Genomic DNA, 25,350 nt, shown 5'->3' on the forward strand with positions numbered 1-25,350 from the left:
GTCCGCACCGCATGGTCGGGGGCCGCGTGCGGGGTGACCATGGCGCTGTGAGCAACGTCGCTGACCCCGTGACCCCGACGCGCCTGCCGGTGCGGCTGATCGACGCCGACGGCGTCGCGGTCGCCGGCGAGCAGACCGCCGGACTCACGATGCCCGACACCGACCGGCTCGTGTCGCTCTACCGCGGCATGGTGGTCGGGCGCCGCTTCGAGGCCCAGGTCACGGCGCTCACGCGGCAGGGACGGCTCGCCACCTACCCCTCGGCGCTCGGTCAGGAGGCGTGCGAGATCGCCACGGTGTCAGCGCTCGGCGAGCGCGACTGGCTCTTCCCCACGTACCGGGACACGATCGCCCTGCTGACCCGTGGCGTGAGTCCCGTCGAGATCCTCGCGTTCTTCCGCGGTGAGTGGCATGCGGGCTACGACCCCTACGAGCACCGGATCTCGGCGCAGTCCACGCCTCTGGCGACCCAGGCGTTGCACGCGGTCGGGCTCGCGACTGCCGCCAGGCTCAAGGGCGAGTCGACGGTCGCGGTCACGTTCCTGGGCGACGGGGCGACGAGCGAGGGGGACGCGCACGAGGCGTTCAACTTCGCGTCCGTCTGGCAGGCGCCCGTCGTGTTCGTCATCCAGAACAACCAGTGGGCCATCTCCGTGCCGGTCGCCAAGCAGATGCACGCGCGGACCCTGGCGGACCGCGCGATCGGCTACGGGATGCCGGGCTGGTTCGTCGACGGGAACGACGTCGCCGCGATGTTCGCGGTCGTCAGCGCCGCCGTCGAGCGGGCGCGTGCGGGGCTCGGCCCGACCCTGATCGAGGGCCTGACCTACCGCATGGAGGCGCACACGAACTCGGACGACCCGACGCGGTACCGCGACAAGGCGCAGGAGGCGCAGTGGCGCGCGCTCGACCCCGTCGAGCGGCTGGAGAAGTACCTCAGGACGACCGGCGTGCTCACCGACGAGCTGCGTGACGAGATCGCCGCGGCCGCCGAGGAGCTCGCCGCCGCCACGCGTGACGCGATGAACACCGAGGCCGTCCTCGACCCGCTCGAGCTGTTCGACCACGTCTACAGCGCGGATCGACCGGCGCTGCGCGAGCAGCGCAGCTTCCTCGAGCACGAGCTGGCAGCAACCGAGACCGGAGGCGACCGATGACGGTTCTCGACAGGGCGGCGGCCCCGGCCCCGCAGACGCCCGCCAGCCCGGCCACTCCCGCCGGGCCCGGACCGTCGCCGACGATCGCCGCGGCCCTGAACGCGGGGTTGCGCGACGCGCTCTCCGCAGACCCGAGCGTCGTCGTGCTCGGCGAGGACGTCGGCCCGCTGGGGGGCGTCTTCCGGGTCACGGACGCGCTGAACGCCCAGTTCGGAGAGTCCCGGGTGTGGGACACCCCGCTCGCGGAGTCCGGCATCGTCGGGACCGCGCTGGGCATGGCGATGTACGGCCTGCGTCCCGTCGTCGAGATGCAGTTCGACGCGTTCAGCTACCCGGCGTTCGAGCAGATCACCTCGCACGTCGCGAAGATGTCCAACCGCACCAAGGGTCGCGTGCGCCTGCCCATGGTCATCCGGATCCCGTACGCGGGCGGAATCGGGGGCGTCGAGCACCACTCCGACTCGTCCGAGGCGTACTGGACGCACACGCCCGGCCTCACGGTCGTGACGCCGTCGAACGCGGCGGACGCGTACTCGATGCTGCGCGAGGCGATCGAGAGCGACGACCCGGTGATCTTCCTCGAGCCGAAGAGCCGCTACTGGCAGAGGGACGCGGTCGACCTGCCCGTGCGTACCGCCCCGATGACCCGGGCCCAGGTGGTGCGCGAGGGGACGGACGTCACGCTCCTCGCCTATGGGCCGACGGTACGGACGGCGATCCAGGCGGCCGACCTCGGTGCGGAGGAGGGCCTCTCGGTCGAGGTCGTCGACCTGCGGAGCCTGTCGCCGTTCGACGACGAGACCGTCGGCGCCTCGGTGCGCAAGACGTCGCGCGCGGCGGTGATCCACGAGGCCGCGCAGTTCGGCGGGTACGGCGCGGAGGTGGCTGCGCGGGTCACCGAGCGCCAGTTCTTTCACCTCGCCGCTCCGGTCCTGCGCATCGCCGGGTTCGACATCCCTTACCCGGCACCGAAGCTCGAGGAGTACTACCTGCCGACCGCTGAGCGGGTCCTGGCCGCGCTCGACACGTGGGAGTGGTGACCTCGATGGGCCGGCAGTTCCTGCTCCCCGACCTCGGCGAGGGTCTGACGTCGGCCGAGGTCGTCAGCTGGCTCGTCGCGCCCGGCGACGTGGTCGTGGTCGACCAGCCCGTCGTCGAGGTGGAGTCCGCGAAGTCGATCGTCGAGCTGCCGTCGCCGTACGGCGGGGTCGTCGAGCGGCTGGACGCCGTCCCGGGGCAGGTCGTCGAGAAGGGCTCCCCGCTGCTGACGATCCTCGACGCCGCGCCGGCGGCCGACGTCGTCCCGGGCACCGCACTGCGCGAGGACCCGTCGGACTCGGGGTCGGGCGCCGTGCTCATCGGCTACGGGACCCGCGAGCCGACCGTCCGGCGTGGGCGCCCCCAGCAGGGCCGTTTCGGCGCGACGGCGGTTGTTCCTACGACGCCGTCGGGCGACTCCTCCCGGAGGTCGCCGGTGGTCTCGCCGATCGTCCGCAAGCTCGCCCGGGTGCACGGGCTCGACGCCAGCCAGCTCGCCGGATCGGGTCCGGGATCGCTCGTGCGGCGCGAGGACGTCGAGGCGGCGATCGCCGCGCAGGCGCCTCAGACCGCAGCGAAGGCGCCTCAGTTCGCCGCGCCGACTCCTGACGCCGGTCCCGCGGACGTCCGGATCCCGTTGACCAGCATGCGCAAGCTGGTCGCGAGCCGGCTGAGCACGTCGCGACGCGTCATCCCCGAGGCGACCGTCTGGCTCGACGTCGACGCGACCCGCCTGTTCGAGGCGAAGGCCAGGTTGCAGGAGGTCACCGGCGAGCGCTTCAGCCTCACGGCGCTGATCGCCCGGTTCACGGTGGCGGGGCTGCAGAAGTACCCGGTGCTGAACTCCTCGCTGGACGACGACACCGACGAGATCGTGCAGCACGCGGAGATCAACCTTGGGTTCGCGGCGCAGACGTCGCGCGGCCTCCTGGTGCCCGTGGTCCACGACGCGCAGACCCTCACGTTGCGCGAGCTCCGTGACCGGGTCGCGACCCTCGTCGAGGCGTCGAAGGACGGTCACTTCGCGCCGGCGTCGCTGTCCGGCGGGACGTTCACGCTGAACAACTACGGCGGCTTCGGCGTCGACGGCTCGACGCCGATCATCAACCACCCGGAGGTCGCGATGCTGGGCGTCGGCCGCATCATCGACCGGCCCTGGGTGGTCGACGGTGCGCTGGCCGTCCGGAAGGTCGTCACGCTCTCGTTCGTGTTCGACCACCGCGTGTGCGACGGCGGGGTCGCGTCGGGCTTCCTGACCTACGTCGCGGGCTGCATCGAGGAGCCGCTGGTCCTGCTCGGCGACGTCTAGCGCGAGCCGAACACCGGCGTGCGCTTCTGCTGGAACGCCGCGAACCCCTCGCGGTAGTCGGCGGTCTGCGTGAGCCGGCCCTGGGCCGCGTTCTCGGCGGCCAGCGACGACCAGAGGCCGACGCGCTCGTCGCGCAACGTCGCGATCAGCTGCTTGCTCGCGAGGTAAGCCGCGGTGGCACCGTGCGCCGCCCGCAGCGCGCGCTCGCGGGTGAACGCGACGAGCTCGTCGTCGTTCACCACCCGGCTGAACAGCCCCTCGGCCACCGCCTCCCGGCCCGTCATCAGCTCGGCGGTGTAGATCAGGTCGAGGGTGCGGTGCGCCCCGAGCCGCTCGAAGAACAGCGCGTGCCCGCCCGAGTCGAGGGTGGCCCCGAGGGCGGCGAACGGCGATCCGATCTTCGCGCGCTCGCCCACGTAGACGACGTCGGTCGCCACCAGCAGTCCGAGGCCGACACCGAGGCACGCGCCGTGGGCGGCCGCGAACGTGGGCGCCGGGAACGCGGCGATCTGGCGCAGCAGGGGAGTGACGACGTCGTCGAGGTACCCCCGCGCGTCGTCGGTCGACGGGTCGACGTCGGAGATGTCACGACCTGCGCAGAACGCGCGACCCTCGCCGCGCAGCAGCACGGCACCGACCCCGGCGGCGGCCGCCTGGGTGTACGCCGCCGACAGCCGCCCGATCGCGTCGTCGTCGAGCGCGTTGAGCCTCGCGGGGTCGTCGAGCACGATCTCTGCCACGTCGTCGGCGATGGTCAGGTGGACGGCCATGTCGTGGTCCTTCGCTCGTCGTCGTGGGCGGTCACGCGTCGTAGTCGACGGCAACCGAGTCGCTGGTGGGGATCGCCTGGCAGGTCAGCACGTAGCCGCGCTCGAGCTCGTCGGGTTCGAGCGCGTAGTTCTCCCGCATCTCGACCGTGCCCTCGGTCAGCACGGCACGGCACGTCCCGCAGACGCCGCCCGCACAGGCGAAGGGCACGTCGCCCCGGACCCGCAGCGCGGCGTTCAGGATGCTCTCGTTGCTGTGCACGGGGCTCGTCACGGTGCCCGTGGTCCCGTCGAGTCGGAACGTGATGGTGTGCACCTGGTGGTCGTCGGCGCGCTCGACCGGCCGGCCCGACTGGCCGTCCGGGCGATCGGGGCGTCCGGTGCTGAAGAGCTCGTAGCGGATGGCCGAGACGTCGACGCCCAGGTCGGCCAAGGTGTCGCGGCACAGCTGCACCAGGTCGAACGGGCCGCACACGAACCACTCGTCGACGTCGTCCGGGCGGATCAGGGCGTCGAGGATGCTGCGGAGCCTGGTGGCGTCCAGCCGTCCGGACAGCAGGTCGGAGCTGCGCCGCTCCCGGGTCAGCACGTGGAACAGCGCGAGCCGGTCGGGGTACCGGTCCTTCAGGTCGGCGAGCTCGTCGACGAACATCGTGTCCATCGCCGTGCGGTTCGAGTAGACGAGCGAGAACCGGTTCTGCGGCGAGGCGGCCAGCGTGCTCTCGACGAGCGCCATCATCGGCGTGATCCCCGAGCCCGCGGCGATGCCGACGAACGACGTGGCCGAGCCGCCCAGCTGCGAGGTGAACCGCCCCTCGGGGCTCATGACGTCGAGCTGCATGCCCGGCCTCAGCGAGGACACGGCCCAGGTCGAGAACAACCCGCCGAGGTCCCGCTTGATCGCGACCTTCAGCTCGCCGGCGACGGGTGCCTGGCAGATCGAGTAGCTGCGCCGCACCTCTTCGCCGCCCATCGAGGTGCGCACGGCGACGTACTGACCGGGTGCGTAGTCGTAGCTGTCGGCGAGCTCGTCGGGCACGGTGAGCGTGACCTCGACGGCATCGTCGGTGAGTGGTCGCACCGCGCAGACCGTGAGGGTGTGGAACCGGGCCCGGCGCCGGGACGGGGCGGCCGGCAGGGGGGTCACTCAGTGGTCCTTGAAGTAGTCGAAGGGTTCGAGGCAGCGCTGGCACACGTAGAGCGCCTTGCAGGACGTCGACCCGAACCGCGAGAGCACCCGCGTGTGCATCGAGCCGCAGTGCGGGCAGCGGATGCCGAGGCCGAGGTCGACCGGGTCACCGGGCGCCTGCACCCGCGGCGGGGCGATCCCGAACTCCTCGAGCTTGGTCCGGCCGGCGTCGCTGAGCCACGCCGTCGTCCACGCCGGGGCGAGGACGACGTTCACCGTGGCGTCGGGGTACCCGTGGTCGGCCAGCGCGCGCACGACGTCGTCGCGGATGGCGTCGACCGCGGGGCAGCCCGAGTACGTCGGCGTGATGTCGACCGACACCGCGCCGTCGTGCAGCCGGACCCGGCGCAGCACGCCGAGGTCCTCGATCGTGAGTACCGGCACCTCGGGATCGACGACCGTGGCAGCGACGTCCCAGACCGCCCGCTCGGCGTCGGTCTCGGGACGCGGCCGTGCGACGGCCTCGAGCGTGCTCACCACGTCACCCCGGGGTGGGCGCGCGCGAGCACCTGCATCTCGGCGAGCAGCGGGCCGAACGCCTCGGAGTGGACGCCGTGGCGGCCGCCGCCGCGAGCGCGGGTCCCGTTCGGCACGGCCAACCCGGCCTCGACGACCAGCCGGGGGACCGTGGCCTCGAACTCCGCACGCAGCGACGCGGGGTCGACGGCGATCCCGGCAAGCTCGTCGAGCTCGGGCTGCGGGCGGAACAGCTCGTCGACGAACGGCCACATGGCGTCGATCCCGCGCTGCATCCGCCGGTGCGACTCGTCGGTGCCGAGCCCCAGGCGCAGGAGCCACTGGACCGAGTGGTCGAGGTGGTAGTCGACCTCGCGGACCGCCTTGGCGGCGATCGCCGCCAGGGTCGGGTCGTCGGAGCCGGACAGCGCGCGGTAGAGCGCGACGAAGTAGGTCGACGCGATGAGCTGCCGGGCGATCGTCTGGGCGAAGTCCCCGATCGGTTGCTCGAACAGCTGCAGGCAGCGGAACTCGGGCTCGTCGCGGAAGTACGCGAGATCGTCCTCCGACTTTCCCCACGCCGAGCCTGCGTAGGTCAGCAGGCTCCGGGCGTGCCCGAGCAGGTCGAGCCCGATGTTGCCGAGGGCGATGTCCTCCTCGATCTCGGGACCGTGGGCGATCCACTCGCCGAGCCGCTGCGCCAGGACCAGCGCGTCGTCGCCCAGCCCGAGGGCGTACCGCGCGACGGCTTCGGACGCGACGAGCCCGTCGCCCACCTGTGCCGAGATGGCCTCGGCGGTGACGACCGATGACGGAGGTCGGACGACGCTCACAGGTGCGGCACCCCCTCGGAGGCCGTGTAGTAGGTCGCGTGCCGGAAGTCCTTGCCGCGCGGAGACTCGAAGAACGCGCCCTTGGCGTCGGGGTCGGACGCCGTGATGTCCGACGAGCGGACGACCCAGACCGACACGCCCTCGCTGCGGCGGGTGTAGAGGTCGCGGGCGTTGCGCACGGCCATCGTCTCGTCGGGCGCGTGCAGCGAGCCGGCGTGCACGTGCGAGAGGCCGCGCGAGGACCGGATGAAGACCTCCCACAGCGGCCACACCTCGCGGGTGCCCGAGTCGCCGGGGCCGGTCATGACCGCACCGCCTGTCGGTCGGCGTACGCCCGCGCCGCCTCACGCACCCACGCGCCTGCCTCGTGCGCGTCGCGCCGCTTGGCCACCCGCACCGCGTTCGCCTGGCCGTTGCCCGCCAGGACGTCGTAGAACTCCGACCAGTCGAGCTCGCCGAAGTCGTAGTGGCCGCGCTCCTCGTTCCACCGCAGGTCAGGGTCGGGCAGCGTCACGCCGAGCGCCTCGGCCTGCGGGACGAGCATGTCGACGAACCGCTGGCGCAGGTCGTCGTTGCTGAAGCGCTTGATCTTCCAGGCCATGCTCTGCTGGGAGTTGGGGGAGTCCTGGTCGGGCGGCCCGAACATCATCAGGGCCGGCGCGTACCAACGGTTCACCGACTCCTGCGCCATCGCGCGCTGCTCGGGCGAGCCGTTCATGAGCGCGAGCAGGATCTCGAAGCCCTGGCGCTGGTGGAACGACTCCTCCTTGCAGATGCGGACCATCGCGCGGCCGTACGGGCCGTAGGAGGCGCGGCACAGCGGCACCTGGTTGCAGATCGCCGCACCGTCGACGAGCCAGCCGATCGAGCCCATGTCCGCCCAGGTCGGCGTCAGGTAGTTGAAGATCGACGAGTACTTCGCGGTGCCGGCGATGAGCTGCTCGAACATGGTCTCGCGGTCGGTGCCCAGCGTCTGCGCGGCCGCGTACAGGTACAGCCCGTGGCCCGCTTCGTCCTGCACCTTCGCCATGAGGATCGCCTTGCGCTTGAGGCTCGGCGCGCGGGTGATCCAGCTGCCCTCGGGCTGCATCCCGATGATCTCGGAGTGGGCGTGCTGCGAGATCTGGCGCACGAGCGTCCTGCGGTAGGCGTCGGGCATCCAGTCGGTCGGCTCGATGCGGGAGTCGCTCCCGATGAGCTCGAGGAAACGCGCCTCGGCCGTCGCGTCGACCGTGGGTTCCGTGCTCGTGGGGACCGCCATCGCGAGCCTCCTGTCCGAGTCGCACACCTGTGGCAACTTACCGATCGTTCAGTAAAATTACCACGGCTCAGGAGCCCGATCAAAGGGTCCGCTCGGCTAGGTTGGTGCCCATGACGCAGCCCGGCAGCAGCACTCGGCCCTCGGGCGGCGGGGGCAACGGCCGGTCCGGGCGCGACCCGTACGACCTGGAGTCCGTCCTCGACATCGCGGTGGCCGCGTTCAACGACTTCGGGTACGACGCGACCTCGATGGGGCTGTTGGCCGAGCGACTGGGCACCAGCAAGTCGGCCGTGTACTACCACGTCAGCGGCAAGGAGGACCTGCTCCGCCTGGCCCTCGACCGTGCTCTCGGCAAGCTCGAGAACGTCCTGGTCCTCGAGGGTGCGACGACGGGCTCAGCGGCCGACCGGCTCCGCTTCGTCGTCCGGGCCGCGGTCGGCGTGCTGGTCCACGACCTGCCCTACGTGACGGTGCTCCTGCGGGTCCGCGGGAACACCGCCGTCGAGCGGGACGCGCTGCAGCGTCGCCGCGCGTTCGACCACCAGGTGGCCCTGCTCGTCGACGAGGCGGTCGCGGCCGGGTCGGTCCGCTCGGACATCGACTCCGGGACCGTCACGCGCCTGCTCTTCGGGATGGTGAACTCGATCGTCGACTGGTACAAGCCCGGCAGGGGCCTGACGGTCGACCAGCTGGCCGACGACGTCGTGGCCGTCGCGTTCGACGGGCTGCTGGTCTGACGCGTCAGTCCTTGCTCACCAGCGTCAGTACGTCGTACGTCGCTACCGTCTCGTCGAGCTGGTTGCGCAGCACCGCGTCCCACCGGACCTCGCCGTAGTCCTCGGTCTCCCGCGGCGTGATCTGCTTGGCGGTCAGCGTGACGCGCACGGTGTCGCCCGGTGACACCGGCGTGACGAACCGCAGGTTCTCCAGCCCGTAGTTGGCCAGGACCGGACCCGGCGCGGGGTCGACGAACAGCCCCGCGGCCCACGCGAGGAGCAGGTAGCCGTGGGCGACCCGGCCGGGGAAGAACGGGTTCGCGGCCGCAGCCTCCTCGTCCGTGTGGGCGTAGAAGGTGTCTCCGGTGAACTCGGCGAAGTGAGCGATGTCGTCGAGCGTGATCTCGCGGGCGGCCGACTCGACCGCGTCGCCGATCCGCAGCCGGGCCAGCGACTTGCGGAACGGGTGCTCGCCGCCCGAGGTCGACGGCGCCCCCGCGCGCCACTCCTGCGTGATCCCGGTGAGCGCGGCCGGGGTGCCCTGCACGGCGGTGCGCTGCATGAAGTGCTTGACCGCCCGGATGCCGCCGAGCTCCTCGCCGCCACCGGCCCGTCCCGGCCCACCGTGCACGAGCTGGGGCATGGGCGAGCCGTGCCCGGTGCTGGACCGGGCGTCGTCGCGGTCGAGGACGAGGACGCGACCGTGGAACGGCGCGATGCCGTCGAACAGCGCACGGACCGCGTCCGGGTCTGCTCCCGCGATCGTGGCGACCAGCGATCCGCCGCCGCGGTTGGCCAGCCGTATCGCGTCCGGCACGTCCACGTACCCGAGCACGGACGTCACCGGCCCGAACGCCTCGATCTCGTGGACCGCGTCCGCGTCCGCGTCGTCGAAGCGCAGCACGACCGGACCGAGGAAAGCGCCGTCGCCGCTCACGGGGTCGTCGAGGCTCCCGTAGACGATCCGGCCGCCGCCCTCGATGAGCGCGGACACGCTCGCGCGCACGTCCTCGAGCTGACCGAGGCTCGCCAACGGCCCCATGGTGACCCCGTCGACGCGCGGGTCGCCCACGACCGTGCGTGCGTCGAGCCGTGCCCCGAGCGCCGCGACCACCGCGTCCACCATCGTCTCCGGGACGATCACGCGGCGGACGCAGGTGCACTTCTGGCCCGCCTTCGAGGTGATCTCGTTGACCACGGACGCGACGAACGCGTCGAGCTCCGGTGTCCCCTCGACGGCGTCGGGCGCCAGGATCGCGGCGTTGAGGGAGTCCGTCTCGCACGTCAGCCCGACACCGCCCGAGATCACGGCGTCGTCGGTCTTGAGCCCCTTCGCGGTCGACGCCGACCCGGTGAACGCGACGCGGTCACGCACGTCGAGCGTGTCCAGGAACCCGCGCACCGAGCCGACGACGAGCTGGAGCGAGCCCGCGGGCAGCAGGCCGGACTCGACCATGAGCCGGACGCACGCCTCGGTCAGGTAGGCGGTCGGCGTCGCCGGCTTGGCGATCGTCGGCACCCCGGCGAGGAAGGCGGGCGCGAACTTCTCGAGCATGCCCCAGACCGGGAAGTTGAAGGCGTTGACCTGGAACGCGACGCCGGGGATGCGCGTGTAGACGTGCTGGCCGCCGAACGATCCGTCCTTGGACAGGTTCTCGGGCGGGCCGTCGACGATGACCTGGGAGTTCGGCAGCTCGCGACGGCCCTTGCTGCCGTACGTGAAGAGCACCCCGATCCCGCCGTCGATGTCGACGAAGGAGTCGCGTCGGGTCGCGCCCGTCCGGCTGCTCAGCTCGTACAGGAGGTCCTTCTTCTCGGTCAGGTCGAGGGCGAGCGCCTTGAGCACGAGCGCGCGCTCGTGGAACGTCAGCGCGCCCAGGCTGCGCTGCCCGACCGTCCGCGCGAAGTCGACGACGGAGCCGAGGTCGACCCCGGTGCTGCCGACCCGCGCGATCGGCTCGCCCGTCGACGCGTCGAGCACGACGGTCCCGTCGGTAGGGGTCCACCACGCGCCGCGCACGTAGCTGGGCAGGAGGGGCACCTGGCCGGCGTCGACCGGCCGCGTGGTCGTCGTCTCGATCGTCGTCATCGCGGAGGTCCCTTCAGGAGTTCCAGGTGAAGAAGCCCTGGCCGGACTTGCGGCCGAGCTTGCCCTCGGCGACGAGCTCGCGCAGGAGCTCGGGCACGGCGAACCGGTCGCCGAGGGTGCGTTCGAGGTGCTCGGCGATGCCGAGGCGCACGTCGAGCCCGACCATGTCGGTGAGCCGCAGCGGGCCGACCGGGTACTTGTAGCCGAGCACCATCGCCGTGTCGATGTCCTCGGCCGACGCGACGCCCTGCTCGAGCATGCGGATGGCCTCGAGCGCGACGATCGCACCGAGGCGCGTGCTCGCGAACCCGGGGGAGTTCTTGACGACGATCGGCGTCTTGCCCAGTGCCTCGACCCAGGCCAGCGCCCGCTCGACGACCTCCGGGCCGGTCTGCGCACCGCGGACGATCTCCACGAGGGACGAGCTCGGCACGGGGTTGAAGAAGTGCAGCCCGACGAACCGCTCGGGCCGTCGCAGCGTTGCGGCGAGGTCGTCGATCGAGAGCGACGACGTGTTGGTGGTGAGGAAGGCGTCGTCCGCGAGCACGTCCTCCAGGCGAGCCAGCATCTCGGCCTTGAGCGAGAAGTCCTCGGGCACGGCCTCGACCACGAGCTCCGAGCCGGCCAGCGCGGAGATGTCGGCGGTGACCGTCGCGCGCCCGGTCAGGGCCTCGACGCTCTCGTTCGTGGTGCCGCGGTCGACGCTGGCGACGACGACGCGGTTCAGCGCCGCGGTGGCGGCACCGGCCGTGGCGTCGTCGCGCTCGAGGACTGTGACGTGCGCACCGGCGAGGAGGAACGCGTGGGCGATCCCGGCCCCCATGCGACCGCCCCCGACCACGCCGACGGACTCGGGAATGTTCATCGCTTCTTCCGATCGAGAAAGGCCGTCATGCGTGCGAGCTTCTCGTCCGACTCGAACAAGACTGCCTGCGCGGCGTTGTCGGCTGCTGGGTGCTGGGCACGCGGCGTGTGGATGAGGGACTTCGTCCAGCGGACGGCGAGCGGGTCCTGCGCGGCGATCCGGTCGGCCAGCCGGTCGGCGGCGGCCGCGACGTCGTCCGGTGGGTGCACCTCGGTCACCAGCCGGACCGCGAGGGCCTCGTCCGCGGTCAGCACGCGTCCGGCGAGCAGGATCTCCTTGGCGAGCGGCTCGCCGACCAGCTCGACCAGCCGCCACGAGGCGCCGGCCGCGGCGGCGATCCCCAGGCTCGTCTCGGGGTTCCCGATCCGCGCGGTCGTGCTCGCGATGCGGAAGTCCGCGGCATAGGCGAGCTCGGCACCACCGCCCAGCGCCCACCCGTCGATCACCGCGATCACGGGCATCGGCAGCGCGGCGATCCGCACGAACAGGCCGGAGTTGACCCCCGCGAGCGCATCGGGGCCACGGCGCTCGCGGAGCTCGGCGATGTCGGCGCCGGACGCGAACACTCCGTCGCTCCCGCGCAGGACGAGGATGCGCGGTTCGCGCTCCAGGTCGGCGCACAGGTCGTGCAGCTCGGCGACCATCTGCGCGTTGATCGCGTTCTTCGCCTCGGGTCGGTCCAGGGTGGCGTGGACGCGGTCGGCCCGGGACTCGTCGATGCGCACTGTGGGCATCAGGCCGCCGCCGCCGCGCTCTGGTGCCGGACGGTGGGCGTCGGTGCCCCGCCGGTCGGATGTCCCTGTGCCATGGCCCGTCATCCCTGGGTTACTTACTGACCGTTCGTTCTGCACTTTGTCAGGTGGGACGGGACCCGTCAATCCAGGTGCGCGGGCCGACGGATCGTCCGACTCCGACCACGGAACTCAGCGACGACCTCGCCGTCGTCGTCGGTGATGCGCACGTCGTACAGCCCCGAGCGGCCGGCCCTGACGCGACGCTCTGCCGTCGCGGTCAGCGTCTGACCACGCGTCGCCGGGCGCAGGAACGAGATCTCGGCACCCGCGGCCACCGTGATGCCCTCGCCCTCGTTGCAGGCGACCGCGAACGCGGTGTCCGCGAGCGCGAAGATCAGGCCCCCGTGCGCGATGTCGAAGCCGTTGAGCATGTCGGCGGTGACCGTCATCGTCGCCACCGCCCGCCCTGGCGACTCCTCGACGAGCACGATGCCGAGCGCGGTCGAGGCCCGGTCGCGCTCGAGCATGGCGTTCGGGGTGCTCGGCGCATCCTCGGACGTCGGGCTGGTCTCTGTCATCGCCACCTCGCGAAAGACTCGGGCTTCTCCTGGACGGACGTCACCTGGTCGCCACCTTACGGGCCGGTGGTTCACGCCTCGCCCGGTGCGCGACCTGGTTGGCTGTCGTCACCGATCTGACCGTCGAAGGAGTGACCATGAGCCACGAGCCCTGGACCATCGAGCTGGGCGAGCTGGACCGCGCGCTGGGGATCGAGATCCTCGAGCAGTCCGCCCAGCGGGTCGTCGCGACCATGCCGGTCGCCGGGAACACCCAGTCGTTCGGCCTGCTGCACGGCGGTGCGTCGATGGCGTTCGGCGAGGCTCTCGGTTCGTGGGCTGCGGTCATCCACGCCTCCACGATGGGCAAGACGGCCGCCGGCATCGAGATCAACGGCACGCACCACCGAGGGGTTCGCGAGGGCACGGTGACCGGGGTCGCGACCGCGATACACCTGGGCCGCACCACGACGAGCCACGAGGTCGTGCTCACCGACGACCGCGGCGCGCGGCTGTGCACGATCCGCATCACCAACCTCGTGATCGACCGCCCCGCCTAGGATCGGACCGTGCCCACGCCGCCGTTCGTCGAGGACCTGCGCGCCGCCGTCGGTCACCAGCTGCTCTGGCTCTCGGGGGTGACCGCCGTCGTCCTGAGGGAGCAGGAGGTCCTCCTGGTGCGCCGCGCGGACAACGGCGCGTGGACGCCGGTCACCGGGATCATCGACCCCGGCGAGCAGCCCGCGGTCGCGGCCGCACGCGAGGTCCTCGAGGAGGCTTCCGTCGTCGCCGTCCCCGAGCGGCTGGCCTGGGTGAACACGCTGCCGGCCATGCAGTACGAGAACGGCGACCGCGCGCAGTACCTCGACCACACGTTCCGGTTCCGCTGGGTGTCGGGGGAGCCGACGCCGGGCGACGAGGAGAACACCGAGGCCGCGTTCTTCCCGCTGGACGCGCTGCCGCCGATGTCCGAGCACATGCGCGACCGCATCGCGCGTGCCCTACGGCGTGATGGTCCGGCGGACTTCGAGATCTGAGCCGTCCATCCACTGCGTGCCGATGACGCGCAGGAGGGCGAGCGACTCTGCCTCGGGCGTCCCCGGCTCGGCGGAGTAGACGATGACGGTCTGGTCGCAGTCGAGCACGTGCAGCGAGTCGCAGTCGAGCGTGATCGGACCGAGGCTCGGGTGCTCGATGGTCTTGCGGTTCATCCGCCAGGTGCCCGTTCCGCCGGCGCGCCACAGCTCGTCGAACGACGGGCTGTCTCTGCGCAGCTCGGTCACCAGGTCGCGCACCGACGGGTCGTGGGGATAGCGGGACGCGGTGGCACGCAACGACGCCACGGACTGCGCGGCCGTCTGGGCACGTTCGTCCTCGCTCATGGCGACCCGGCTGCGGCGCGGGTCGGGAGCGCCGAGGAACCGCTGCCAGGTGATGTTCCGTTCCCGACGGGGCACGACGGACCAGTCACCCAGCAGCGCGGACGCCAGGGCGTTCCACGCCAGGACGTCACCGCGCGCGCTGAGCACCATGGTCGGCAGGTCGGCCAGCCGGTCGAGCAGTCGCTGGACGCTCGGCCTCACGTGCTCGTCGACCCGCCCGGGCAGCGGGGGTGCGCTGCCGGCCAGGTGGAACAGCTCGTCGCGGGCGTCGTCGTTCATCCGCAGCGCCCGTGCCAGGGCCGCGAGCACCTGGATGGACGGCTGAGGTCCGCGGCCCTGCTCGAGGCGCACCACGTAGTCCGTGCTCACCCCGGCCAGCTGCGCCACCTCCTCCCGGCGGAGCCCGGCGACGCGACGCCTGGTGCCCGCGGGGAGCCCGACGTCCTGCGGGGTCAGGGCGGTCCGTGCGCGGACGAGCACGCGAGCCAGCTCGGGTCGGTCCATGGGTCCAGGATGCCGCGTCGGCCGCCGCGGAGCCTGGGACCGCCGGTCCTAGGGTCGGCGGGTCCTGGCGTCCCCGGCTCCGGGCGCGCACGGTGGACGCATGAACACACCAGAGACCACTGTCGCGCTCGTCACGGGCGCCACCCAGGGCATCGGGCGCGAGACCGTGCGCCGACTGGCCGCGCTCGGCTGGACCGTCTGGCTCGGAGCCCGCGACGTCGAGGCCGGCGAGAAGGTCGCGGCTGAGCTGCCAGGAGACGTACGCGCGGTCCAGCTCGACGTCCTCGACGAGGACTCGGTCGCGGCTGCGGCCGCCGTGGTCGACGGGGCCTGCGGTCGGCTCGACGTCCTGGTCAACAACGCGGGCGTACCCGGCCAGTTCGTCCCGCCGCGCGAGGCGGTCGCCGCGCACTTCCTGCCCGTCTTCGGCGTCAACGTCCTCGGACCCGTCCGCACGACCCACGCCTTCCTGCCGCTGCTGGACCGGTCGTCGCAACCTCGGATCGTCATGGTGTCGAGCGGGATGGGCTCGTTCGGCGTCACCACGGACCCCGACCGGTTCGAGTCGACCCTGCACGCGCTCACCTACCCGTCGTCGAAGGCAGCGCTGAACATGATCACGACGCAGTACGCGAAAGCGCTGACCGGCTTCCAGGTCAGCGCGGTCGACCCGGGCTACACGGCGACCGGGCTGAACGGGTTCCGGGGAACGCAGACCGTCGAGCAGGGCGCCGAGTCGACCGTCCGTGCGGCGACCGTGGCACCGGGTGCTCCGACCGGGACGTTCACGGACGCGTCCGGTCCCGTGTCCTGGTAGCTAGCGCGCGAGCCGCTCGACGATCCCGCCGTACAGGCCGGGCATGCTCGCCGCGATCGGGACGATGCTGCGGCGCAGGGGTGAGGTGGCGGCCGCGACGAGACCGCTCGTGAGCATCCGGTAGTCGCGCGTCGCGGCGGTCCAGGACTTCTCGTACGCCGCGTTGGAACGACCCACGTCGTCGTCGAGCGTCCGCACGGCCGCCGCGGCCTGCGCCAGGCCGACACGCACACCCTCGCCGGTCAGCGCGTCGACGTACCCGGAGGCGTCGCCGACGAGCCGGACGCGCCCTTCGGTGCGGTGCAGGGTCTTCTGCAGCAGCGGACCGGCGCCCCGCGGTGGTCCGACGGTCTCGGCCGCGCCGAGCCTGCGACGGAGGTCGGGGAACCCGTCGAGGCTGCGCTCGTAGTCGTGGTGCGACGGCCCGAGCATCGCGACGCCGACCACGTCGTCCGCCACGGGGGTCACGTACGCCTCGACGTGCCGGCCCCAGTGCACCTCGACGAGGTCGGTCCACGGCGCAACCTGGTAGTGCCGTCGGACGCCGTACCGCCGGTCGTCGCGCGCGTGGCGCGGCCGGCTGAGCCCGACCTGCCGTCGCACGGTCGAGTGCAGCCCGTCGCAGGCCATGAGCCAGCTCGCCCGGATCCCCGCGGCCGTGACGGAGCCGTCGTCCTGGGCGAGGGTGTCCACCTTGCCCGGGACCACCTCGACGCCGAGCTCCTCCGCGCGGATCGCGAGCGCGAGGTGCAGGGTCGTGCGGCGCACCCCGAGGCCCGTCGAGCGTGCGAACAGGTGGTCGGCCGCCCGGTCGCCCGAGATGTAGCGGATGCCCGTCAGCGTGTGTCCCTCCGGGTGTACTCCCAGCCGTGCCAGGGCCGCGACCGCCCCGGGCATCAGGCCCTCGCCGCACGCCTTGTCGATCGGCGTCGAACGCGGCTCGACGACGACCACCCGCAGGCCCGCGAGCCGGCCCTCGATCGCGACGGCGAGCCCGACCGGCCCACCCCCGGCGACGAGGAGGTCGACGTCCGGGGTCACGCCTGCGTGACCGCCACGGAGCGCAGCGCACGCTCCTCCGTGGGGATGCGGAAGCCGAGCAGCAGGATCGCGTTGAGCACCGTGAACGCCAGCGCGGTCACCCACGCCGTGTGCACGAGGGGGAGCGCGGCGCCCTCGACCGCGACCGCGACGTAGTTCGGGTGCCGCAGCAGGCGGTACGGCCCGCGATGCACGAGTGCGACCCCGGGAACCACGATGACGCGGGTGTTCCAGAGGTTGCCCAGCGTGGCGATGCACCACCACCGCAGCCCCTGAGAGGCCAGGACCAGGGCGAACGCGGTCCACCCGAGCACCGGCAAGAACGGCCTGTCGGCCACCTGCACCTCGACGAGGCACGCCACCAGCAGCCCGGTGTGCAGGGCGACCATGGGCGGGTAGTGCCGCTGCCCGGTCTCGACGCCACCGTGCGCGAACGCCCAGGCCGCGTGCCGTTTGGCGACGACGAGCTCCGCGAGGCGCTCGACGCCGGTCGCGAGGACGAGCACCAGGTACCAGGTCATCGCTCCGGCCACCGCAGCAGGACCAGCTCGGCACACACACCCGGCCCGAACGCGAAGATCACGCCGACGGAGCCCGGCAGCTGCCCGCCTGCGTCGAGCTCGTCGGCCAGCACGTGCAGGACGCCCGACGAGGAGAGGTTCCCCGCCCGGGCCAGCGATGCCCAGCTCGCCGCGAGGGCCTCGTCGGGCAGCCCGAGCGCGCGTGCCGCCGACTCGAGGATCCGCGGGCCACCGGTGTGCGCCACCCACGTGCCGACGTCGCTGACCTTGAGGCCGTGCGCCGCGAGCAGGTCGGTGACGTCGCGGCCGAGATGCTCCTCGACCAGGTCGGCCAGGCTCGGCGACAGGATGATCCGGAAGCCGCTGCCGCCGATGTCCCAGCCGAGCTGGTCCAGCGTGTCCGGGTACAGCGCGCTACGCGTGTCGACGACCTCGACTCCCGGCTCGTCGCGTCCCGCACCCACCATCACGACCGCCGACGCTCCGTCGCCGAACAACCCGCTCGAGACGATGTTCGCCATCGAGCAGTCGCCCTTCTGCAGCGTCAGCGAGCACAGCTCGACCGACACGAGGAGCGCCACGTCGTGCGGGTGCCCCTGCAGGTAGTCACGCACGCGTGCGATCCCGGCGGCGCCGCCGACGCAGCCGAGTCCGAACACGGGGAGGTGCTTGACGTCGGAGCGCATGCCCAGCCGGTCGGCCAGGAGCACGTCGATCGACGGGGCGCCGATCCCGGTCACCGACGTGAACAGGACGTAGTCCACGTCGGTCGCGGTCAGGCCGGCCTCGGCGAGCGCGCGCCGGCACGCGTCCGCGGCGAGGTCCGTGCCCACCCGCAGGAACGTGTCGTTGGTCTGGTCGAAGGTGGTGAGCCCGGCGTACTCCTCCAGCGCGAGCGCGTGGTGGCGGGTCTCGATGCCCTCGGCGGCGTGCACCCGGCGGATGGTCGGCCACAGGCGCTCGTCCGCGGTGAGCAGGGGCGCGAGCATGTCCGCGATCTCCGTCTGCGCGTGCGCGTGCTCGGGCAGGACGGCCGCGATCGAGGCGATTCGCACCATTCGCGCATCGTGCCATGCGGACGGCGTGGCGCGCTCCTGACACGGACGGTGCCGGCTGTGGGCGCAGACCGTGCCGTGTGCCGAGACCTGCGACGATGACCGCATTCCGAGCGAGGGAGCACGATGGTCGACGAGCCGGTCCGCGAACGCTCGGTCGCGCGTCGCGCCGTGGATCTGGCTCTCGCGTCGCACCCGGGTCCGACGGTCGCGGTCAGCGCGTTCGCGGTCGCGATGGCCGCGGGAGCCGGCGCCCCCGCACGGACCACAGGCCTGGTCGGTGCCGCGGTCCTCGCGGGTCAGCTCTCGATCGGCTGGTCGAACGACTGGATCGACGCCGAGCGGGACGCCGCGGTCGGCCGCACCGACAAGCCCGTCGGGGACGGCAGGCTGACCGTCTCGGCCGTACGCGCCGCCGCACTCGTCGCTCTCGGGGCGTGCGTCGTCCTGTCGATGTCGTTGGGGTGGCGTGCGGGTCTCGTGCACCTGGCGACGGTCGCGTCGGCGTGGTCGTACAACCTCCGGCTCAAGAGCACGGTGTGGTCGTGGGCGCCGTACGCGTTCTCGTTCGGCTTCCTGCCGCTCGCGATCGCGCTGGCGCTGCCGGGCCACCCGACGGCGGCATGGTGGGCGATCGTCGGTGGAGCGCTGCTCGGCATCGGTGCCCACGGCGCGAACGTCATCCCGGACCTCCAGGACGACACCGCCACCGGGGTCCGCGGTCTGCCGCACCGCGTGGGTGCGACCGCCACGAGCATCGGGTCCGCGGCGGCGCTCGTCGCGGCGACCGTGCTCGTCGTGCTCGCGCCGCCCGGAGAACCGTCGATCCGCGGCGCCGCCGCGCTCGTCCTCGCCATCGGACTGGCCATCCTCGGCACCACGATCGCGCTCAGCGGAGGCCGTAGCCGGCTGCCCTTCACCGCAGCCATCGCCGTCGCCGCAGTGGACGTCGTCCTGCTCGTGGCGTCGGACTGGGTCGTCTACTCCGCCAGTTGACTTAGAGCGCACTCGAAGGGGCAGGCTGCTTGGTGTCCTGCTGATCGTCGAAGGAGCTACCCGTGCGCGTCGGTGTCCACCTCATGCGATTCGACTCGGTGCCCCCCGCGGCCCTGCGCCAGGAGCTCGCGGACACGGCCGCCGCCGCAGAGGAGGCCGGTGTCGCCTGGGTCTCGGTCATGGACCACTACTTCCAGATGATCGCCGCCGGTTTCCCGCGCGAGGACCCGATGCTCGAGGCCTACGCGACGCTCGGCTACCTCGCGGGGGTGACGTCCCAGGTGCAGCTCGGCGTGCTCGTCACAGGCGTGACGTACCGCCACCCCGGCTTGCTGGCCAAGATCGTCGCGACTCTCGACGTGCTCTCGGGCGGTCGTGCCACGCTCGGCATCGGCGCCGCCTGGTACGAGGAGGAGCACCAAGCGTTCGGAGTGCCGTACCCGCCGCTCAAGGAGCGTTTCGAGCGCCTCGAGGAGACCCTCCAGATCTGCCGGCAGATGTTCGACCCGAGCACGAACGGGCCGTACGAGGGCACGCACTACCAGCTCGCCGAGACGCTCTGCTCGCCGCTCCCGCTGGCGACGCCGGAGATCATGATCGGCGGCGGCGGGGAGCGCAAGACGCTGCGGCTCGTGGCGCAGTACGGCGACGCGTGCAACCTGTTCGCGACCACGCCCGAGCAGGTCGCCCACAAGATCGAGGTGCTGCACGGGCACTGTGCCGACCTCGGCCGCGACCCCGCCGAGATCCGCATCACGATGCTGCACGGCGCTGACGACCTGATGACCGGCGACGTGGACGCCTTCGTCGAGAAGATCACTCCCTACCGCGCGCTCGGCGTCGAGACCGTGATCCTGCGCCCGCCCGCCACGAGCCTGGCCGCCTGGGTCCGCGACAACGTCGCACCGGCGGTGCCGCGGTTGGCGGAGCTGAACTAGCACACAGCTCAGCTGGCAGGAGCTCAGCCAGCACGTCGAACGTCGGCACGTATCACCACGGCGACCGGCTGCACCCCGCTAGTCTCGGAGCAGCCATATGACGAGAGGGTGCCGATCGTGCCGCTGTGGTTGGTCCTGGCGCTCGCGGGCGTCGTCCTGGCCGCTCTGGGGTTCGGCGGCGTCGGCGACATCCTGATCTGGATCGGGGACGTGCTGCTCCTGGTCGCACTCGTGGCGATCATCCTCAGCCTGCGCCGCAGCCGACTCCGCCGCGCATCGGCCACGACCGTGCCGGACGAGCCTCAGCCGTCAGCCGCGCCGCGGCTGACCTGGCAGCGCCGGTCCGCTCGGCTCGGCTGGACGGCACTGGTCCTGGCCGTGCTCGCGGCGGTGATGCTGGGGGGCTCCATCTGGATGCTGGCGACGCAGCAGCCCCGGATCGTCCCGGACGACCAGCAGGTCGCGGTCGACGCCGCGACGGCCATGCTGCCGGTCGACGTGCAGATCGCTGCGCCTCGTCCCGGGATCATGATCGGCCTGGGCCTCGGCCTCGCGGCAGGTCTCGTCGGGATGCTGGCCTTCCAGGCGGCGGTGGCCATGCGGGTCCTGTCCCGCGGCCGAGGGCTCGTCGAGCCGATCTCCGGAACCGCTGCTGTGATGACCCGACGCGTCCTGGGGCCCGTCGCGACGCGCGCCCTGGAGGTCGACCGGCTGCCGGACTGGCCGGTCTCGGCGTTCCCTCCGGAGGCGGACGCCCCGGGCCTGACGCTGCACTGCACGGTCGTGATCCCGGCGCACGACGAGGAGGCGGTCCTCGGTCGGACGCTGGCCTCGCTCGAGAGCCAGACGAGACCGCCGGCCCGTGTGCTCGTCGTCGCCGACAACTGCACGGACGCAACCGTGAGGATCGCGCTCGAGAACGGCTCGGAGGTCTTCGAGACCGTCGGTAACACCGACCACAAGGCCGGCGCGCTCAACCAGGCACTCGACACGCTGCTGCAGGACGACGGCGCCGACCACGTCGTGCTGGTGATGGACGCCGACTCGACCATCGGCCCGCAGTTCCTCGAGGTCGCGATGGGGCTGCTGGAGGACGACATCGACCTCATGGCGGTCGGTGGACTGTTCTCCGGCGAGGAGGGCGCGGGCTTGCTGGGGCAGGCGCAGCGCAACGAGTTCACGCGGTACCAGCGCACCCTGACGCGGCGGGAGGGGCGTGTCTTCGTGCTGACGGGCACGGCGTCGGTGTTCCGGGCGTACGCGCTGCGCGCCGTGGCGGAGTCCAGAGGCTCGTTGGTCCCCGGTTCGCACGGGCACGTGTACGACACCCTCGCGCTGACTGAGGACAACGAGCTCACTCTCGCGCTGAAGTCGCTCGGGGCCGAGCTCAGGTCGCCCACGGAGTGCCGCGTCGTCACCGAGGTGATGCCGACGTGGCGCGCCCTGTGGCGGCAGCGGCTGCGTTGGCAGCGTGGTGCTGTCGAGAACGTCGCGGCGTACGGGTTCACGCGGACGACGGCGCAGTACTGGGGTCAGCAGCTCGCTCTCGGGTACGGCGTGCTCGCGCTGAACTCGTACCTTCTGATGCTCGCGATCGCCCTGCTGGCGACGGACAACATCATGTGGTCGCCCTTCTGGCTGGCGGTCGGCTCGATCTTCTTCGTCGAGCGGGTGCTGACGGCGTGGGCCGCCGGATGGCGGGGACGCCTCCTGGCCGCGCCGCTGGTCCTCGAGCTCGCGTATGCCCTGGCGCTGCAGTGGTGCTTCGTCACCTCGCTCGTGCAGATCGCGACGCACAAGCGGGCTGGGTGGAACTACGTGCCGCGGCCGGCGATGGCGGCGTTCGCCCTCCCAGCGCTCGTCCCGTTCGTCGTGCCGGCATGGAGCCCCCTGCCGTACTCGGTGCTGCAGTCGTCCTGGTTCGAGGCGCTGGGCCTGTTCGTCGGGATCAACACGCTGTTCTTCGCCGCGTTGAGCCTGTTCCAGCTTCTGCCCCCGATCCGCAAGACGGCCCATCGACTCGTCCGACTCCGCGCAGGTGACGGGTCCTAGCCCCAGTGCGACGGAGGCGCGCCGAGCCGTTCCGGCAGCCGGGTCGACGCGTCGCCGCGGGCGGAGGCCATCTGGCTCGGCGTCACGAAGAAGGCGCCCGACAGGTCCGCGCCGCGCAGGTCGGCACCCCGTAGGTCGGCTCCCAGCAGGTCGGCGCGGTGCAGGTCGGCGTCGCGCAGGTCGGCTCCCAGCAGGCTCGCGCCGCGCAGGTCGGCGTCGCGAAGGTCCGTCAGCCGCTTCCCGACGAGGTCGGCCCGGCGGTGCTGCGGCCCGTGCGCACCGGCGCGCGCGATCGCCACGACCTGGTCGAGCAGCGGTCCCACGACGCCGGGGTAGCTCAACGCGTCCACCGAGCGCAGCGCGTCGAGGTCGGCGGTCAGCGCCGCGAGCTCGTCGACCATCGCGGCGACCTCGGCGTGCATGGTGCCGGCTGCCAGGTCCAGCGCCTCGGTCAGGTACCAGAGCAGCTCGTGCACGGTCCGCGCGGCCCCGAAGTCCGCGAACATGTCGGCGGCGATCTCGGGCTCGTCGCGCCAGCTCCGCCCGCTGTAGAGCACCTGCGTGACCTGCTGCCCGGCCCCGAAGCACTCGTAGACGGTGCAGCCGGGCATCCCGCGCTCCCGGAGCTCGGTGTGGATGCCGCAGCGGAAGTCGCTCTGCAGGTTCCGGCACGGCGTGCTCGCCGGCTTGTCGAACGCGAAGTCCGACGAGCGCGTCAGTGCATGCGCGACACAGCACAGGCCGACGCACCGGGCACAGTCGGAGCGCAGCTGGAGCATGGGTCTGGCGTCCTCGGTCACGTCGCTCCGTCGTCGGTGGTGGCCGTCTTCACGACCGCAGTCTGCGCCCTCCCGTGCCCGGCGGGCGACCGTCTGCCCGTGGCGGATCTGCCGACGGCAGACCCGGGGGTCCGGGGGACCGCCGGCGTGCGACGGTCGGTGTGTCCGCACCGATCGAGGAGGTCCCATGCAACCCACCGCCCGCACCAGCGCACCGCCCGCGCTGCGCCCGTTTGACGACGACCTGGCCACGCGCCTGCTGCACCAGCGGATCGTGGTCCTGGGCCAGGAGGTCGACGACCCGGTGGCCAACCGCATCTGCGCACAGCTGCTCCTGCTGTCCGCCGAGGACCCGCGCCGCGACATCGCGCTCTACATCAACTCCCCGGGTGGCTCGATCAGCGCCGCCCTGGCGATGTACGACACCATGCGGCTGATCCCGAACGACGTGTCGACGCTCGCCATGGGGCTCGCGGCCAGCGCGGGCCAGTTCCTGCTCAGCGCGGGCACTCCGGGCAAGCGCTACGCCATGCGGCACGCGCGCGTGCTCATGCACCAGCCCTCCGGAGGCATCGGTGGCACCGCGGTCGACATCGCGATCCAGGCGCAGAACATGGCGCACGTGAAGCGCACCATGCAGGCGCTCACGGCCGAGCACACCGGGCAGTCGGTCGAGACGATCGAGCGCGACGCCGACCGCGACCGTTGGTTCACCGCTGCGGAGGCGCTCGAGTACGGGTTCGTGGACAAGGTGGTCGAGCAGCTGGACGACGTCCGGCCCTCCGGCGAGCGACGGGCGGGCCTGTGATGAGCGGCTACACGATCCCCGTCGTCGTCGAGCAGCGACCGAACGGCGAGCGCGCGTCCGACGTGTACTCACGCCTGCTGGGCGACCGGATCATCTTCCTGGGAACCGAGATCGACGACGGTGTGGCCAACGTGGTCATCGCGCAGCTCCTACACCTGCAGTCCGAGAGCCAGGACTCGCCCATCCATCTCTACATCAACTCGCCCGGGGGCTCGATCACGGCGCTCCTGGCCGTCTACGACACGATCCAGTACATCAAGCCGACGGTGGCGACGTTCTGCCTCGGCCAGGCCGCGTCGGCGGCGGCGGTGCTGCTGGCGGCGGGTGCACCGGGGAGCAGGCACGTGCTGGAGCACTCCCGCGTTCTGCTGCACCAGCCCTCGGGCGGCGGCGAGGGGACTGCCGCGGACCTGGAGATCCAGGCGCGCGAGGTGCTGCGGCTGCGCGAGGAGGTCGAGCAGATCCTGCACCGGCACACGGGTCAGTCGCTCGAGAAGCTGCGGCTCGACACCGACCGCGACCTGATCCTCACCGCCCAGCAGGCGGTCGACTACGGGCTGGCGGACAGGGTGGTGAGCACGCTGAAGGAGGTGCAGGCGGCCTAGGGGACCGGTGTCACACGTCCGATCTAGCGTGGGCGGCATGGAACTCGAGAACCAGCAGGGCACGACGCTCGAGAACGTCGACATGTCGGGCTCCCGCTTCGCACGTGTGGACCTCACGAGCTCGACGTTCCGCGCGGTCGCGCTGCACGGTGTGGTCATGCGGGACGTCGAGGTCTCGAACACGTCGATCGACGGCGAGATCGAGAGCCTCGTGGTCAACGGGGTCGACGTGGCGCCCCTGGTCGAGGCGGAGCTGGACCGCCGCCACCCGGAGCGTCCGCTGTTCCGGCCGACCGCGGCGGACGGCTTCCGCGAGGCGTGGGACGTGAACGAGCGGCTGTGGGCGGACACGGTCGCGCGGGCGCGGCGGCTGCCCGAGGACCAGCTCCACCAGTCGGTCGGCGAGGAGTGGTCGTTCATCCAGACGCTCCGCCACCTCGCGTTCGCGTCGGAGTCGTGGGTGGGTCGCGGGGTGCTCGGTGACCCGAGCCCCTGGCACCCGCTGTCGCTGCCGTGGGACCAGATGGAGCCGCGGGAGGGCGTGCCGCACGACCGCGACGCCCGCCCCACGCTGGACGAGGCCCTCGCGCTGCGGCTGGGGGCGATGGCGCTGGTCCGCGGCGTGGTCGACGGGCTGACCGACGAGCAGCTCGACGTCGCCGGCGAGCCGCTGCCCGGCCCGGGGTGGCCCGACGAGGGCGAGGTACTCACACCGCGACAGTGCCTGCGGGTCGTCCTCAACGAGGAGTGGTGGCACCGCCGGTATGCGGAGCGCGACCTGACCGTGCTCGAGGAACGCGGCTGAGTGCCTCGCTCACACCGTCACGTGAGACGGATCTCAGGAGGGTCGAGGACGAGTCTCTGCTCTAGCGTCGGATCCG

Annotated in this window: 28 protein-coding genes; 13 read left to right on the forward strand and 15 right to left on the reverse strand. The window is 72.0% G+C overall.

Annotation, left to right across the window (positions count from 1 at the left end):
* The first annotated feature begins 47 nt into the window (after window positions 1-47).
* Genes pdhA through AC1DPN_RS15185 form a run of 3 tightly spaced genes read left to right on the forward strand, consistent with a single transcriptional unit; the run spans window position 48 to window position 3,504 of the window.
* Entirely contained in the window at window positions 48-1,157 is a 1,110-nt protein-coding gene (gene pdhA, locus AC1DPN_RS15175; RefSeq protein ID WP_477085602.1) for a pyruvate dehydrogenase (acetyl-transferring) E1 component subunit alpha, read from the forward strand.
* Window positions 1,154-2,197: an alpha-ketoacid dehydrogenase subunit beta gene (locus AC1DPN_RS15180; RefSeq protein ID WP_477085603.1), complete on the forward strand. Its 1,044-nt coding sequence runs from the start codon at window positions 1,154-1,156 to the stop codon at window positions 2,195-2,197. Before pdhA ends, AC1DPN_RS15180 begins: the two co-directional genes overlap by 4 nt.
* Window positions 2,198-2,202: 5 nt before the next feature.
* Window positions 2,203-3,504, forward strand: a complete 1,302-nt coding sequence (locus tag AC1DPN_RS15185) for a dihydrolipoamide acetyltransferase family protein (protein ID WP_477085604.1) — start codon at window positions 2,203-2,205, stop codon at window positions 3,502-3,504.
* Here AC1DPN_RS15185 and AC1DPN_RS15190 read toward each other — a convergent pair.
* The 6 genes from AC1DPN_RS15190 to paaA are packed head-to-tail and all read right to left on the reverse strand — an operon-like array spanning window position 3,501 to window position 8,010.
* Window positions 3,501-4,274 carry an enoyl-CoA hydratase/isomerase family protein gene (locus AC1DPN_RS15190; RefSeq protein ID WP_477085605.1) on the reverse strand — a complete coding sequence of 258 codons (774 nt, stop codon included), beginning with the start codon at window positions 4,272-4,274 and terminating at the stop codon, window positions 3,501-3,503. The two genes, AC1DPN_RS15185 and AC1DPN_RS15190, sit on opposite strands and share 4 nt — an antisense overlap.
* Window positions 4,275-4,305: 31 nt before the next feature.
* Window positions 4,306-5,418, reverse strand: coding sequence for a 1,2-phenylacetyl-CoA epoxidase subunit PaaE (paaE, locus tag AC1DPN_RS15195; RefSeq protein WP_477085606.1), 1,113 nt, complete (start codon window positions 5,416-5,418; stop codon window positions 4,306-4,308).
* The gene (paaD, locus tag AC1DPN_RS15200; RefSeq protein WP_477085607.1) at window positions 5,419-5,937 is read right to left on the reverse strand and encodes a 1,2-phenylacetyl-CoA epoxidase subunit PaaD; all 519 of its coding nucleotides are present in this window, start codon (window positions 5,935-5,937) and stop codon (window positions 5,419-5,421) included.
* Window positions 5,934-6,749: a 1,2-phenylacetyl-CoA epoxidase subunit PaaC gene (gene paaC / locus AC1DPN_RS15205; protein ID WP_477085608.1), complete on the reverse strand. Its 816-nt coding sequence runs from the start codon at window positions 6,747-6,749 to the stop codon at window positions 5,934-5,936. Before paaC ends, paaD begins: the two co-directional genes overlap by 4 nt.
* The gene (paaB, locus tag AC1DPN_RS15210) at window positions 6,746-7,054 is read right to left on the reverse strand and encodes a 1,2-phenylacetyl-CoA epoxidase subunit PaaB (RefSeq protein WP_477085609.1); all 309 of its coding nucleotides are present in this window, start codon (window positions 7,052-7,054) and stop codon (window positions 6,746-6,748) included. Before paaB ends, paaC begins: the two co-directional genes overlap by 4 nt.
* The gene (gene paaA / locus AC1DPN_RS15215; RefSeq protein WP_477085610.1) at window positions 7,051-8,010 is read right to left on the reverse strand and encodes a 1,2-phenylacetyl-CoA epoxidase subunit PaaA; all 960 of its coding nucleotides are present in this window, start codon (window positions 8,008-8,010) and stop codon (window positions 7,051-7,053) included. Before paaA ends, paaB begins: the two co-directional genes overlap by 4 nt.
* Before the next feature lie 110 nt (window positions 8,011-8,120).
* Here paaA and AC1DPN_RS15220 point away from each other — a divergent pair, with 110 nt between their 5' ends.
* Window positions 8,121-8,747, forward strand: coding sequence for a TetR/AcrR family transcriptional regulator (locus AC1DPN_RS15220; RefSeq protein ID WP_477085611.1), 627 nt, complete (start codon window positions 8,121-8,123; stop codon window positions 8,745-8,747).
* A gap of 4 nt (window positions 8,748-8,751) precedes the next feature.
* Here AC1DPN_RS15220 and paaZ read toward each other — a convergent pair whose 3' ends face one another.
* From paaZ to paaI, 4 genes are all read right to left on the reverse strand, one after another.
* The gene (gene paaZ / locus AC1DPN_RS15225; protein WP_477085612.1) at window positions 8,752-10,815 is read right to left on the reverse strand and encodes a phenylacetic acid degradation bifunctional protein PaaZ; all 2,064 of its coding nucleotides are present in this window, start codon (window positions 10,813-10,815) and stop codon (window positions 8,752-8,754) included.
* 13 nt (window positions 10,816-10,828) lie between these two features.
* The gene (locus AC1DPN_RS15230; RefSeq protein WP_477085613.1) at window positions 10,829-11,680 is read right to left on the reverse strand and encodes a 3-hydroxyacyl-CoA dehydrogenase family protein; all 852 of its coding nucleotides are present in this window, start codon (window positions 11,678-11,680) and stop codon (window positions 10,829-10,831) included.
* Window positions 11,677-12,414 (reverse strand): enoyl-CoA hydratase/isomerase family protein, encoded by a 738-nt coding sequence (locus AC1DPN_RS15235; protein ID WP_477085614.1) that lies wholly within the window; start codon window positions 12,412-12,414, stop codon window positions 11,677-11,679. The genes AC1DPN_RS15230 and AC1DPN_RS15235 overlap by 4 nt, the downstream gene beginning before the upstream one ends.
* 140 nt (window positions 12,415-12,554) lie before the next feature.
* On the reverse strand, window positions 12,555-12,992 hold the full coding sequence (gene paaI / locus AC1DPN_RS15240) for a hydroxyphenylacetyl-CoA thioesterase PaaI (protein WP_477085615.1): 438 nt from the start codon (window positions 12,990-12,992) through the stop codon (window positions 12,555-12,557).
* Window positions 12,993-13,129: 137 nt separating this feature from the next.
* On the opposite strand from paaI, the gene AC1DPN_RS15245 reads away from it, so the two are divergent.
* Window positions 13,130-13,531 carry a hotdog fold thioesterase gene (locus AC1DPN_RS15245; RefSeq protein WP_477085616.1) on the forward strand — a complete coding sequence of 134 codons (402 nt, stop codon included), beginning with the start codon at window positions 13,130-13,132 and terminating at the stop codon, window positions 13,529-13,531.
* A 9-nt stretch (window positions 13,532-13,540) separates the two neighbouring features.
* Complete coding sequence (locus AC1DPN_RS15250; protein WP_477085617.1) at window positions 13,541-14,008, forward strand: NUDIX hydrolase; 468 nt, start codon at window positions 13,541-13,543, stop codon at window positions 14,006-14,008.
* On the opposite strand, the gene AC1DPN_RS15255 is transcribed toward AC1DPN_RS15250, so the two are convergent.
* The gene (locus AC1DPN_RS15255) at window positions 13,973-14,857 is read right to left on the reverse strand and encodes a helix-turn-helix transcriptional regulator (protein WP_477085618.1); all 885 of its coding nucleotides are present in this window, start codon (window positions 14,855-14,857) and stop codon (window positions 13,973-13,975) included. The two genes, AC1DPN_RS15250 and AC1DPN_RS15255, sit on opposite strands and share 36 nt — an antisense overlap.
* Window positions 14,858-14,957: 100 nt before the next feature.
* Between AC1DPN_RS15255 and AC1DPN_RS15260 the strand changes: the two genes are divergently transcribed.
* Window positions 14,958-15,674 carry an SDR family NAD(P)-dependent oxidoreductase gene (locus AC1DPN_RS15260; RefSeq protein ID WP_477085619.1) on the forward strand — a complete coding sequence of 239 codons (717 nt, stop codon included), beginning with the start codon at window positions 14,958-14,960 and terminating at the stop codon, window positions 15,672-15,674.
* Here AC1DPN_RS15260 and AC1DPN_RS15265 read toward each other — a convergent pair whose 3' ends face one another.
* Genes AC1DPN_RS15265 through AC1DPN_RS15275 form a run of 3 tightly spaced genes read right to left on the reverse strand, consistent with a single transcriptional unit; the run spans window position 15,675 to window position 18,294 of the window.
* Window positions 15,675-16,715 (reverse strand): NAD(P)/FAD-dependent oxidoreductase, encoded by a 1,041-nt coding sequence (locus AC1DPN_RS15265; protein WP_477085620.1) that lies wholly within the window; start codon window positions 16,713-16,715, stop codon window positions 15,675-15,677.
* Window positions 16,712-17,236, reverse strand: coding sequence for an isoprenylcysteine carboxyl methyltransferase family protein (locus tag AC1DPN_RS15270; RefSeq protein ID WP_477085621.1), 525 nt, complete (start codon window positions 17,234-17,236; stop codon window positions 16,712-16,714). The genes AC1DPN_RS15265 and AC1DPN_RS15270 overlap by 4 nt, the downstream gene beginning before the upstream one ends.
* On the reverse strand, window positions 17,233-18,294 hold the full coding sequence (locus tag AC1DPN_RS15275; RefSeq protein WP_477085622.1) for a type III polyketide synthase: 1,062 nt from the start codon (window positions 18,292-18,294) through the stop codon (window positions 17,233-17,235). The genes AC1DPN_RS15270 and AC1DPN_RS15275 overlap by 4 nt, the downstream gene beginning before the upstream one ends.
* 123 nt (window positions 18,295-18,417) lie before the next feature.
* Between AC1DPN_RS15275 and AC1DPN_RS15280 the strand changes: the two genes are divergently transcribed.
* The 3 genes from AC1DPN_RS15280 (at window position 18,418) to AC1DPN_RS15290 (ending at window position 22,277) form a co-directional block, all read left to right on the forward strand.
* Window positions 18,418-19,287: a UbiA family prenyltransferase gene (locus AC1DPN_RS15280; protein ID WP_477085623.1), complete on the forward strand. Its 870-nt coding sequence runs from the start codon at window positions 18,418-18,420 to the stop codon at window positions 19,285-19,287.
* Window positions 19,288-19,349: 62 nt separating this feature from the next.
* The gene (locus tag AC1DPN_RS15285; RefSeq protein WP_477085624.1) at window positions 19,350-20,225 is read left to right on the forward strand and encodes an LLM class F420-dependent oxidoreductase; all 876 of its coding nucleotides are present in this window, start codon (window positions 19,350-19,352) and stop codon (window positions 20,223-20,225) included.
* A gap of 117 nt (window positions 20,226-20,342) precedes the next feature.
* Window positions 20,343-22,277, forward strand: coding sequence for a glycosyltransferase family 2 protein (locus AC1DPN_RS15290; protein WP_477085625.1), 1,935 nt, complete (start codon window positions 20,343-20,345; stop codon window positions 22,275-22,277).
* Here AC1DPN_RS15290 and AC1DPN_RS15295 read toward each other — a convergent pair.
* Window positions 22,274-23,077: a pentapeptide repeat-containing protein gene (locus AC1DPN_RS15295; protein WP_477085626.1), complete on the reverse strand. Its 804-nt coding sequence runs from the start codon at window positions 23,075-23,077 to the stop codon at window positions 22,274-22,276. The genes AC1DPN_RS15290 and AC1DPN_RS15295 overlap by 4 nt on opposite strands.
* A gap of 166 nt (window positions 23,078-23,243) precedes the next feature.
* Between AC1DPN_RS15295 and AC1DPN_RS15300 the strand changes: the two genes are divergently transcribed.
* From AC1DPN_RS15300 to AC1DPN_RS15310, 3 genes are read left to right on the forward strand one after another with little or no spacing between them, the layout of a single operon-like run.
* A complete protein-coding gene (locus tag AC1DPN_RS15300) occupies window positions 23,244-23,864 on the forward strand; it encodes a ClpP family protease (RefSeq protein ID WP_477085627.1) in 621 nt (206 codons plus the stop codon).
* Window positions 23,864-24,469 (forward strand): ClpP family protease, encoded by a 606-nt coding sequence (locus AC1DPN_RS15305; RefSeq protein WP_477085628.1) that lies wholly within the window; start codon window positions 23,864-23,866, stop codon window positions 24,467-24,469. Before AC1DPN_RS15300 ends, AC1DPN_RS15305 begins: the two co-directional genes overlap by 1 nt.
* 37 nt (window positions 24,470-24,506) lie before the next feature.
* The gene (locus AC1DPN_RS15310; RefSeq protein WP_477085629.1) at window positions 24,507-25,274 is read left to right on the forward strand and encodes a DinB family protein; all 768 of its coding nucleotides are present in this window, start codon (window positions 24,507-24,509) and stop codon (window positions 25,272-25,274) included.
* Window positions 25,275-25,350: the final 76 nt, after the last annotated feature.

The organism is Cellulomonas sp. P4_H4 (genome assembly GCF_056400865.1).